Origin of the sequence: Aeromonas media, from assembly GCF_000819985.1 — a bacterium.
In the GTDB taxonomy this organism is placed as follows: domain Bacteria; phylum Pseudomonadota; class Gammaproteobacteria; order Enterobacterales; family Aeromonadaceae; genus Aeromonas; species Aeromonas media.
On record NZ_CDBZ01000098.1, the window covers coordinates 1 to 11,175 of the forward strand.

Annotated in this window: 9 protein-coding genes, 1 rRNA gene and 1 pseudogene; 3 read left to right on the forward strand and 8 right to left on the reverse strand. The window is 59.3% G+C overall.

Going from position 1 to position 11,175, the window contains the following annotated elements; all coding sequences use genetic code 11:
* Nucleotides 1-81: 81 nt before the first annotated feature.
* Nucleotides 82-196 (forward strand): 5S ribosomal RNA (rrf, locus tag BN1127_RS08590).
* A gap of 99 nt (nucleotides 197-295) precedes the next feature.
* Here rrf and BN1127_RS08595 read toward each other — a convergent pair.
* The 3 genes from BN1127_RS08595 to ilvY all read right to left on the reverse strand — a co-directional run bounded on the left by BN1127_RS08595 (nucleotide 296) and on the right by ilvY (nucleotide 4,148).
* Nucleotides 296-2,869: a bifunctional acetate--CoA ligase family protein/GNAT family N-acetyltransferase gene (locus BN1127_RS08595; RefSeq protein WP_042649156.1), complete on the reverse strand. Its 2,574-nt coding sequence runs from the start codon at nucleotides 2,867-2,869 to the stop codon at nucleotides 296-298.
* A gap of 91 nt (nucleotides 2,870-2,960) precedes the next feature.
* A complete protein-coding gene (locus BN1127_RS08600) occupies nucleotides 2,961-3,152 on the reverse strand; it encodes a hypothetical protein (RefSeq protein WP_042649161.1) in 192 nt (63 codons plus the stop codon).
* 102 nt (nucleotides 3,153-3,254) lie between these two features.
* Nucleotides 3,255-4,148, reverse strand: a complete 894-nt coding sequence (ilvY, locus tag BN1127_RS08605) for an HTH-type transcriptional activator IlvY (RefSeq protein WP_042649157.1) — start codon at nucleotides 4,146-4,148, stop codon at nucleotides 3,255-3,257.
* A 224-nt stretch (nucleotides 4,149-4,372) separates the two neighbouring features.
* On the opposite strand from ilvY, the gene ilvC reads away from it, so the two are divergent.
* Nucleotides 4,373-5,854: a ketol-acid reductoisomerase gene (gene ilvC / locus BN1127_RS08610; protein WP_042649158.1), complete on the forward strand. Its 1,482-nt coding sequence runs from the start codon at nucleotides 4,373-4,375 to the stop codon at nucleotides 5,852-5,854.
* Between the two features lie 151 nt (nucleotides 5,855-6,005).
* On the opposite strand, the gene pgi is transcribed toward ilvC, so the two are convergent.
* Complete coding sequence (gene pgi / locus BN1127_RS08615) at nucleotides 6,006-7,655, reverse strand: glucose-6-phosphate isomerase (protein WP_042649159.1); 1,650 nt, start codon at nucleotides 7,653-7,655, stop codon at nucleotides 6,006-6,008.
* A 418-nt stretch (nucleotides 7,656-8,073) separates the two neighbouring features.
* Between pgi and BN1127_RS08620 the strand changes: the two genes are divergently transcribed.
* Nucleotides 8,074-8,262, forward strand: a complete 189-nt coding sequence (locus BN1127_RS08620) for a holin (protein ID WP_005323764.1) — start codon at nucleotides 8,074-8,076, stop codon at nucleotides 8,260-8,262.
* Between the two features lie 130 nt (nucleotides 8,263-8,392).
* Here the strand turns inward: BN1127_RS08620 and BN1127_RS08625 are convergent, their stop codons facing one another.
* The 4 genes and pseudogenes from BN1127_RS08625 to dut form a co-directional block, all read right to left on the reverse strand.
* Nucleotides 8,393-9,229, reverse strand: coding sequence for a mechanosensitive ion channel domain-containing protein (locus tag BN1127_RS08625; RefSeq protein ID WP_005323762.1), 837 nt, complete (start codon nucleotides 9,227-9,229; stop codon nucleotides 8,393-8,395).
* Nucleotides 9,230-9,402: 173 nt separating this feature from the next.
* Nucleotides 9,403-9,999, reverse strand: coding sequence for a nucleoid occlusion factor SlmA (slmA, locus tag BN1127_RS08630; RefSeq protein ID WP_005323760.1), 597 nt, complete (start codon nucleotides 9,997-9,999; stop codon nucleotides 9,403-9,405).
* A gap of 70 nt (nucleotides 10,000-10,069) precedes the next feature.
* Nucleotides 10,070-10,276 (reverse strand): annotated as a pseudogene (locus BN1127_RS08635) (dCTP deaminase/dUTPase family protein); the annotation flags it as partial.
* Nucleotides 10,277-10,383: 107 nt separating this feature from the next.
* Nucleotides 10,384-10,848 (reverse strand): dUTP diphosphatase, encoded by a 465-nt coding sequence (dut, locus tag BN1127_RS08640; RefSeq protein WP_041915434.1) that lies wholly within the window; start codon nucleotides 10,846-10,848, stop codon nucleotides 10,384-10,386.
* Between the last annotated feature and the right edge of the window lie 327 nt (nucleotides 10,849-11,175).

The following is an 11,175-nucleotide window of genomic DNA, read 5'->3' on the forward strand; positions in this document are numbered from 1 at the left end:
AACACCCAAGAAGTGTTCTGAGGCTTGTAGCAGATACCGAGAACGAACAACAAAATCAGCTTTCTTAGATTGAAGAATTTGCCTGGCGGCCATAGCGCCGTGGAACCACCTGATCCCATGCCGAACTCAGAAGTGAAACGCGGTAGCGCCGATGGTAGTGTGGCATTCGGCATGCGAGAGTAGGACACTGCCAGGCACCCAATACAAGAAACCCCGCTCAATGAGCGGGGTTTTTTATTGCCTGACATTCACGGCAGCCATCTATATCTGACTGATTTACAACTGCATCCTATCTTCATCGGCCCTGATCTACACAGGGCAGCACCATATTGACTATGCCGTCTTCCAGCTGGATGTCGATCTGGAAACCCAGCCGTTTGGCCAGGTTGATCATGCCGCGGTTGCTGGGCATGGTCATGCCTGAGAGCTGGCCGATGCCACGTTCCCTGGCGTAGCGCACGATTTTCTCCATCATCAACTTGCCAAGCCCCAACCCCTTTAGGTCGGATCGCACCAGGATGGCAAATTCCGCATCGGACTGGTCCGGATTGGAGATGGCGCGCACCACTCCCAGGATCTGCTGGTTGTAGGGCCCATCCTGCCCCACGGCGACGAAGGCCATCTCCCGGTCGTAATCGATCTGGGTCATGCGGGCCAGTTCTTCATGGCCCAGCTCCCCCACGTCGGCGAAGAAGCGCTTGTATCTGTCTTCATCGGAGACCTTGAGCACGAACTGCTTGTGGGCCGGTTCGTCCTCCGGTCGGATCGGGCGCAGCAGGACATGACTCTGATCCTTGAGCCAGGCCCCCTCCTCCAGTTCGGTGGGATAGGGGCGAATGGCCAGTGGCAGCATCTGGTGCCCTTCTTCCATCAGCACCAGCCTGGCATCCAGGATCACCATCTCTTCGCCACAGGCCTGCAGCGGGTGCAGATCCAGCTCCTGGATTTCGGGGAAGGCCAGCAGCAGTTCGGATAGCTGGCACAAGACCTGGCCGAGGGCATCGATATCGAGTCGTACCGGGCTGGCCTGTTCGCGGATCTTGCCATTCTTGAGGGCACCGATGATCTGGTAGCGAGCGAGCGCCTGGTTGAGCGGTGGCAGGGCCGCGACCATCTCGTGGGGTTCGGCACCTGACTCCCCGAGCAGGATGACGGGGCCGAACACAGGATCCTGCTGCAAGCGGATCCTCAGCTCCAGACCCCCGCTGCGGCGCGCCATGCGCTGCACCAGCAACCCTTCTATTCGGGCCCCAGGGTCGTGCTGACGGACCCGGTCCAGGATGGCATCCGCCGCCTGGGCCACTTCCGCCGAGGTGCGTAAGTTCAGCATGACGCCGTGTACCTCGGATTTGTGGGCTATATCCGGTGAGCGCAGCTTAACCGCCACCGGGTAGCCTATCTGTTCCGCGGTCAGCGCCGCTTCGATGGCATCGGAAACTATCCAGGTCGACAGGGTGGAAAGGCCTGCCGCCTGCATGATGGGTTGCGCCAGGTGGGTATCCAGTACCCGTTGTTTGCGATCCAGTGCCTGGTGGAGCAACTGCTGACAGCGCTCGGCATCGAGCCTGTCCCCTTGCAGGGAGGCGGGGGTCTCCATCAACTGCTTCTGGTTGCGGCGGTATTCCACCATGTGCATGAAGGCGGTGACGGCACTCTCCGGAGTACGGTAAGTCGGGATCCCGGCCTCATTGAACAGACGACGTCCTTCTTGGGCCGAGTATTCTCCCGCCCAGTTGGTCAGGATGTTGAAGCGCCTGGCTCTGGGGTGCTGCTTGAGGAAATCGATCAGACTGCTGGCCAGGGTTGCACCGCGAGCGGTGAGGGAGGGGGCATGGATCAGCAGGATGGCATCAGCTTTGTCTCCTTGCAGCAACTCGTCCAGCGCGGTTTTGTAGGCCTCCACATCGGCATCGCTGCCTATATCCAGAGGAAGCATGGCCATCTTGCCGCCGCGCGCCAGCAGCACGTCTGCAGCCATGTTGGCCAGGCCACGCCCGTTGGAGAGGATGGCGAGCCGTTCCCCCTTGAGGGTAAGAGAGTGGCTCAGGGTTTCGACGGTGGCAAACAGCTCATGGGTGTCTCGGACCCGCAGCATTCCGGCCCGGCGGATGGCGGCGTCATAGACGTTGTCGAGGCCGTTGGCCGGATCGTGGCGGCCACTCTTGAGCACCAGGATGGGCTTGTTGCGAGAGGCGGCACGGGCGGCGGAGAGAAAGTGGCGGGCATCGTGCAGTTTGTCCATGTAGATCAGAATGGCGCGGGTTGTCCCGTCGCGGGAGAGCTGATCCAGCAGCTGGCCGAAGTCGATGTCGCAGTGATCACCAAGCGAAACGAAGGCTGAGAAGCCGAGTTCACGCTGTTTGGCCCAGTCGAGGATGGTGGTACTGACTGCCGCGGATTGCGACAGGAAGGCAACCTGTCCCGGGGTGGCGGCAATGGGGGAGAAGCTTGCGTTAATACCCTGCCCAGGCAACAACATACCCATGCTGTTGGGGCCGAGCAGGCGGATGCCGTATTGCTGGCAGAGCTGTCTGAGCCGCTGGCGCTCGTCGCCAGAGAACTGAGCCGCCAGTATGATGGCCGCTCCGGTTCCTTTCTTGCCTAGCTCCTCGATGAGCGGTAGTACCCGTTCGTGCCGGGTGCAGACGATGGCAAGATCCGGGGAGAGGGGCAGGCTGGCGATATCGGGATAAGCGAGCACGCCAGCGATGGCCCGGCTGTGGGGGTTGACCGGCAGTATAGGGCCCTTGAACTGGCCAGCGAGCAGATGCCGGATGACCACATGGCCAGCTTTCTGCGGGTCACTGGAGGCACCGATGACGGCAATCGATTGGGGTTTGAAGAGCCGATCCAGGCCGCTTGGTTTCATGGGCACTCCTCGTGACGGCCCCCGGTGGTGAGGGTGACGGATGGTGCCAGTCTAATACGCTTTCGGTGTTCGTTCTGTGACCCATTGCGGATCACGATCGGGTCAGGGCATTGGCACGGAGATAAAATCTCAGCTCACCCTGGATACGCCGCACAGTGGCCAGGTGCCTGTCCTGCACATAGATCTCCTGCTCCCGATCGAGTGAGGTGCGCTGGACTCCGAGGCTCTGCAGATACTCTGCAAACAGGATGGCGCTCTGGATTTCGACAAGATGCTGGCTCACGGCATGGCCCTTTGTGGTGGATGGGTTTGCCGGCCAGTGTCCCCTCTTCTCTAGGGCTTTCATACTGACACATTTGACACTGATGTGGGGTCAGCCTCTGGGTCAGCGCAGCCCTCCCTGACCGCGTGCTGTGTCCCAGAAGGCGCGGATCAGCGGCTCTTCCAGCCGCTTCTTGAGTACGGCGATGCCGACATCGAACGGCTTGAGGGCGGGCTTGGGGTCGACGATGCGTACCTTGTCCCCCATGGGGCTGTGGTCGATCACGGCGGCAGGCACCAGACCTACACCGAAGCCGAGGGCCACCATGGCGACTATGCCCTCGTTGCCCGCCACCTCGGCATAGATGTTAGGGGCTATGCCTTTGTTGCGAAACCACTGGTCACAGCGTTTGCGAGCCAATCCCTGCTCCGAGAGGATGAGCGGCAGCCGCTCCCAGTCGGGTTCTCCCTGCGTGAACCACTGGCTCGACTGCGGAGCGGCCCGGGGAGCGATAAACACCAGCGGCACCTGCTGCAGGCTGGCAAACTCCAGCTTGGAGGAGAGGGCATCCGGGCGGGCGGCAATGGCCAGATCGGCCTCGTCGGCCAGGATCTTGTCCACTGCCAGCGCAGGGTCGCCGGTCTCCAGCTTGATCTCGAGTTGGGGATAGCGGCGGCGAAAGCGCTCCAGCACCTCGGGCAGCAGGAAGTAGCTGGCGGTGACCGAGCAGAAGACCCGCAGCCGACCCTGTAGCGGCTCGTCGCTGCGCCTGAGCTCCTGCTTGAGCCGCCGCCACTCCTGCAGCAGGCTGCCACCGAACTCCCTCAGCTTCTCTCCCGCCGGGGTGAGCCGTACGCTGCGGTTGTCCCGCTCGAACAGCACGCAGCCGGTTTCCTGTTCCAACCGCTGGATGGCGCGGCTCAGGGTGGAGGGGCTGACCGCCATGGCGTCGGCGCTCTTGCCGAAGTGGAGGGAGTCGGCGAGGTGGAGAAACAGTTCGAGATTGCGAAGGTCCATCTTTGAATTCCTGCAGCGGCGCTTGTGCCGACTATATACCTTCAGGCAGCAAGCCCCCGCGATACACCGGGTGGGAAAAACAGCCTGAGAATGCCAAGAGTCACATTTCAATTTCTGCAACGTACTGTTTCGAATATATCAGTTCAGGCAATAAGTGTCCCGCGCTATAGTGGTTTGGACAACGCCGCTACCCGGCATGGAATCAATCGAACGGAGCAATCACCATGGCTAACTATTTCAACACCTTGAACCTGCGTCAGCAGTTGGCCCAGCTGGGCAAGTGTCGCTTCATGCAGCGCGAGGAGTTCGCTGACGGTTGTACGGCGCTCAAGGGCAAGAAGGTGGTGATTGTGGGCTGTGGCGCCCAGGGTCTGAACCAGGGCCTGAACATGCGCGACTCCGGGCTGGACATCTCCTATGCCCTGCGCAAGGCCGCCATCACCGAGAAGCGCGCCTCCTGGCAGAAGGCCACCGACAACGGCTTCGTGGTTGGTACCTATGAAGATCTGATCCCGACCGCTGATCTGGTACTGAACCTGACCCCGGACAAGCAGCACTCCGACGTGGTGAAGACAGTCATGCCGCTGATGAAGCAGGGTGCCGCCCTGGGTTATTCCCACGGTTTCAACGTGGTGGAAGAGGGTCAGCAGATCCGTGCCGACATCACCGTCGTCATGGTGGCGCCTAAGTGCCCGGGTACCGAGGTACGTGAAGAGTACAAGCGCGGCTTCGGCGTGCCGACCCTGATCGCCGTTCACCCGGAGAACGATCCCCAGGGTGAAGGCATGGCCATCGCCAAGGCCTGGGCCTCCGCCACCGGCGGCGACCGTGCGGGCGTGCTGGAATCCTCCTTCGTGGCGGAAGTGAAATCCGACCTGATGGGCGAGCAGACCATCCTCTGCGGCATGCTGCAGGCCGGTTCTCTGCTCTGCTACGACAAGCTGGTCGCCGAAGGTACCGACCCGGCCTACGCCGGCAAGCTGATCCAGTTCGGCTGGGAAACCATCACCGAGGCCCTGAAGCAGGGCGGCATCAGCCTGATGATGGACCGGCTGTCCAACCCGGCCAAGCTGCGCGCCTTCGAGCTCTCCGAGCAGCTGCGCACCCTGATGCGTCCGCTGTTCGAGAAGCACATGGATGACATCATCGCCGGCGAGTTCTCCCGCGGCATGATGGCCGACTGGGCCGAAGACGACGCCAAGCTGTTCGGCTGGCGCGAAGAGACCGGCAAGTCTGCCTTCGAAAATGCTCCGGCCTATGCAGGCAAGATCGCCGAGCAGGAGTACTTCGACAATGGCGTGGTCATGGTGGCCATGGTCAAAGCCGGGGTCGAGCTGGCGTTCGAAACCATGGTGGCCTCCGGCATCTATGAAGAGTCCGCCTACTACGAATCCCTGCACGAGCTGCCGCTGATCGCCAACACAGTTGCTCGCAAGCGTCTGTACGAGATGAACGTGGTCATCTCAGATACCGCAGAGTACGGTAACTACCTGTTCGCCAATGCCGCCGTGCCCTTGCTGCGCGAGCACTTCATGCCGACCCTGCAGGCCGGTGATCTGGGCAGCGCCCGTGCCGAGAGCAAGGCCGTGGACAACCAGGCGCTGCTGGCCGCGAACGAAGCGACCCGCAATCACCCCATCGAGCAGATCGGCCAGACCCTGCGTGGCTATATGAAAGACATGAAGCGCATCGCCGTCGGTGGTTAATGCCGGCGATGGAAGGGCGGGGGTGACGATCCCCGTCTTCTGGCTGGCTTAGACACCTGGCCAGATCTCCACAGGATGGCAACGCCGGCTCCCGGCAACAAAAAGCCCCGCTCTATGAGCGGGGCTTTTGCATTCAGAAAGGCCAGATAAATCAGGCTTTCCAGGATTTCCAGGTGTTGATCAGACCGTTGGTGGAGCTGTCGTGGCTGGTGACGGCGTCATTGCTGCCCAGCTCCGGCAGTATCTTGTTGGCCAGCTGCTTGCCCAGCTCCACGCCCCACTGGTCGAAGGAGAAAATGTTCCAGATTGCGCCCTGTACGAAGATCTTGTGCTCGTACATGGCGATCAGGGCACCCAGGGTTTTCGGGGTCAGGCTCTTGAACAGTATGCTGTTGGTCGGGCGGTTGCCTTCGAACACCTTGAACGGCACCAGATCCTTGACCTGCTCCAGGCTCTTGCCGGCAGCCAGGAACTCGGCTTCGACCTGTTCCTTGCTCTTGCCGAAGGCCAGGGCCTCGGTCTGGGCGAAGAAGTTGGCCAGCAGTTTCGGATGGTGGTCACCGATCGGGTTGTGGCTGATGGCCGGTGCCAGGAAGTCACAGGGGATCAGCTTGGTGCCCTGGTGGATCAGCTGGTAGAAGGCGTGCTGGCCGTTGGTGCCCGGCTCACCCCAGATGATGGGGCCGGTCTGGTAGTCAACCGGCTTGCCGTTGCGATCCACGTACTTGCCGTTGGATTCCATGTTGCCTTGCTGGAAGTAGGCAGGGAAGCGGTGCATGTACTGATCGTAGGGCAGGATGGCTTCGGACTCGGCACCGTAGAAGTTGTTGTACCACAGGCCAATCAGCGCCAGCAGCACCGGCACGTTCTGCTCATAGGAGGCAGTAGCGAAGTGCATGTCCATCTCGAAGGCGCCTTGCAGCAGGGCTTCGAAGTTTTCGAAACCGACGGACAGGGCGATGGGCATGCCGATGGCAGACCAGGAGGAGTAGCGGCCGCCAACCCAGTCCCAGAACTCGAACATGTTGTTGGTGTCGATACCGAACTCGGCCACGGCCTTGCCGTTGGTGGAGAGCGCAGCGAAGTGCTTGGCGACGTGGGCCTTGTCACCGGCGATGTTGATGAACCAGTCGCGGGCGGTCAGGGCGTTGGTCATGGTCTCCTGAGTGGTGAAGGTCTTGGAGGCCACCAGGAACAGGGTGGTTTCCGGATCGATCTTCTTGAGAGTCTCGGCGATGTGGGTGCCATCGACGTTGGAGACGAAGTGCATCTGCAGGTGATTTTTGTAGGGGCGCAGCGCCTCGGTGATCATCACAGGGCCGAGATCGGAGCCACCGATACCGATGTTGACCACGTGCTGGATCGCCTTGCCGGTGTAGCCTTTCCACTCGCCTGAGATGATCTTCTCGCAGAAGCCTTTCATCTTGGCCAGTACGGCCTTCACTTCCGGCATCACATCCTTGCCATCGCTTTCGATGGGGCGGTCGGAGCGGTTGCGCAGGGCCACATGCAGTACGGAGCGCCCTTCAGTCATGTTGATCTTCTCGCCATTGAACATGGCATCGATCGCGCTGCGAAGATCGGTCTCTTTGGCCAGATCAACCAGCAACTTGAGGGTCTCCTCGGTGATCAGGTTCTTGGAGTAGTCGACCAGGATGTCGCCTTGATAGGTGAGGGAGAACTTGTCGAAACGCTGGGGATCCTGGGCGAACAGATCTTTCAGCCGGGTCTCTTTGTTCGCTGCAAAGTGGGCTTCCAGCGCCTGCCAGGCCTGGGTCTGGGTTGGATTGATGTTTTTCATAGGATTATCAGTCTTCCAAGTTGTGTATGAACCTTGCAGGCAAGGCTCCCGCCAAACCTTATTATTCGAGCATTATACCGGGCCCATTGCGCGGCCCATGTAACAGAGCTTTACCAATTGTCTGCCATCGAAGGAGTTTACAACCAAAACGCTGCGATTATGAGTCACTCATGGCCAGGGGATCTTGAGTTTGCTCATACTTCACCCGGCTTGCACGGGTTGAAAGGGCTTTCATATATGGCTGGTCGCGACTTGTTGCCTGGCAAGTTCGTGTTACAGCTAAAGGGGTATCTGACAGCCGCTTTTTGGCTCGTTTTATGAGCAGGCGCAAATTGTCAGGGTTGGGTCTTGGCTAGCATATGAGCCGAATGGACGAGATCTCCCAGGGATGGCCACTGTCTGGAATGAGGAGATCGCAATGAAAGCTGTGTTGTCCCTGTTTGCCCTGAGCCTGATCGCCACCGGCCTCATCGGTCTGCTGACCATGGTACTGACCAGTGCGGCGCCTACCTTGCCGTTACGGGTGCTGGCGGTGATCGGTGCGGTGCTGGGGGGTTATGTGTTGGTGCAACCGCTGCTCAACCGGGTCGCACGCCGACTGGTGTAGTGGCGCCGATCCCTGTTTGCTGAGAACAAAGTCCGGCCCACATGGCCGGATTTTTTATGTCCGTCAGCGGGGGCCGGAAATGATAATGCCAGCCCGGAGGCTGGCATTATGCGTTGCAGCGGAACCGTGATCACGCCTGCGGTTTTTGCATGTGCATCACCATCTGGGGGAAGGGGATCTCGACGCCTTCGGCATCGAAGGTCAGTTTCACCTTCTCGTGGAAGTCGAACCAGACACCCCAGTAATCGCCCGTCTTGACCCAGGGACGCACCACGATATTGACCGAGGAGTCGGCCAGTGCAGCGACGGCGATGACGGCTTCCGGGTCTTTCAGGATGCGCGAGTCCTCGTTCACCAGTCGCTCCAGGATCTGCTTGGCCTTGCGCAGGTCGGAGCCGTAGCCGATGCCGAAGGTCATGTCGACCCGGCGGGTATCCATGCGCGAGTAGTTGACGATGGTGCCGTTGAGGATGGCGGAGTTCGGCACCACCACCATCTTGTTGTCACCGGAAGTGAGGGTGGTGGTGAACAGCTGGACGGATTGCACCACGCCATTGGTGCCGGCCACCTCGATGAATTCACCGGCCTTGATGGGGCGGAAGATGATCAGCAGGAAACCGGCGGCGAAGTTGGAGAGCGAACCCTGCAGCGCCAGACCGATGGCCAGACCGGCAGCACCGATAATGGCGACGAAGGAGGCGGTCTGCACTCCGACCCGGCCCAGGGCGGCGATCACTACGAACACCAGGATGGTGTACTTGAGGATGCTGCCGACGAAGTGGGTGACTGTGGTATCCAGCTTGCGGGTCTGCATCACCTTGACCACGGCGCTGCTGATGAGGTTGGCGGCGATGTAACCGATCAGCAGGGTGAGCAGGGCGGCGGCGATGTTGACCGCGTACTCGATGATCAGCCCCTGGTTGTTGACCAGCCAGGTCTGCGCTTCGGTAATGATCTCGGGTTCCATAGGATGTCCTGTTGATATGAAGGTTTATGGCGCATGAATCTAACACCGGAACGCGACAGCCTGGGTCGCATCTGATACTCGTCTCTCTTTTGTGCCACAAAAATCAAGGGAGGCCAAGGCCTCCCTCTTAGTCGCAACCCCTATGGTGTATGAGGCGCACGTGATGTACGAACTCAGCTCTGTAGAAGTTGGCTACGCATAAACTGCCACTGATCCTCGAACCCGGCGGTGGGCTTGAGCTTGAACTCGGAGCGGACGAACTGGCTGATGCGGCCCTCGGCATAGGCCAGCAGCAGGTTGGCCAGCATGGTCTCATCGAGCTGGAAGCCTTGGCCTTCCCGCAGACGCTTCTCTCTCAGTGCCTGCTTGAGCTGGGTCTCCAGCTTGTCAAACAGGGCGCTGATGCGATCCCGCAGCCGATCGTGCTCGCCAAGCAGGGCATCGCCGTTGAGGATGCGGGTGATGCCGGGATTGCGTTCGGCGAACACCAGCAGCAGCTGCAGTATATGGTGGCAGCGGGCCATGGTGTCCTTCTCTTCGGCCATGATCAGGTTGACCCGTGACAGCAGGGAATCCTCGATAAAGTCGATCAGCCCCTCGAACATCCGCGCCTTGCTGGGAAAGTGTCGATAGAGGGCCGCCTCGGACACACCTACCTCGGCCGCGAGGCGCGCCGTGGTGATGCGCTGGCCCGGACTGGTTTCCAGCATGTGGGCGAGTGCCTGCAGGATCTGATCGCGCCGACTCTGTTTCTGGTTACTGCTTGCCATGGATTCCCCTAAAAAAACAATGGCTTGATTCTGTTATTAGACACAAACCCCAAGGGGCTGAGTGGTCTTGTTATTGGCGACCAGAAGAACCAAACCCGCCTTCACCCCGTTCACTCTGATTGAATTCGTCGACCAGCTGGAAGCTGGCCTGCACCACGGGCAGGATCACCAGCTGGGCGATGCGTTCGCCGGGCTGCATGGTGAAGCTGTCGTTGCCGCGATTCCAGACTGAGACCATCAACTGGCCCTGGTAGTCGGAGTCGATGAGGCCGACCACTATACGATAAAAAACTGTCTCAATTTCTTAAATGTATGAAATTAAAGTGTTTTTATCTTGGTGCCGGAAAAAGTGTCTCAGGCCACAGGTTTTGGTATGTCGGCGGTCTATGCTTTACCGGTACTACCGAAACCACCACTACCACGCTCTGTTTCGGTGGAGAATTCCTCAACAACACTCAACGATACCTGTACAACCGGTTGGAACATCAACTGTGCGATCCGGTCACCAGGCTGTACGGTGTAAGGGTCTTCGCCATCGTTTGCCAAGATGACGCCTATTTCGCCATGGTAGTCCGCATCAATGACACCAATACCTTGAGCTACGCGAATACCATGTTTCAATGAGAGCCCAGAACGGGAAGCTACTATGGCTACTAAGCTCGGGTCCATCATGTTGATAGCGAGTCCAGTTTTCAGAAGATGGCGAGCGCCTGGCGCAATCGTCACGGGTTCAGCGATGCATGCGCGTAGGTCCATGGCTGCGGAGCCATCGGTCGCGTAGGTCGGCATTGGGAGCTGTTCTGTGCCCAGAAGGTTATTGACCATGCGTGCTTCTATGCGTCGATACATCTTGTGTTCCTCGATAAACTTGAACTAGCAAATTCAAAAATGGGTACAGCGTTACAGGCGCGAAGAGATGGGCTTGGCTTTTGTCAGCAAAGCAAAACAAAAAGCCATGAGATCTCAGCCGCTGACCGGGGGCTAAGATACCAGATTGCCTCCCTGCATGGCGAGGGTGGGGTTTACCAAAACCCTCGTGGTCAGCATCATCAGAGAGACAGGAGCAAACAGAGAGGGATTCATTTTGGTCATTTATCTGTTGGCTGGTAGTGAGCCGCTATAGGTATTTCATTTTCGCTAATTTGTTCGATAGTTAAGCGCGAATTCAACTTCGAA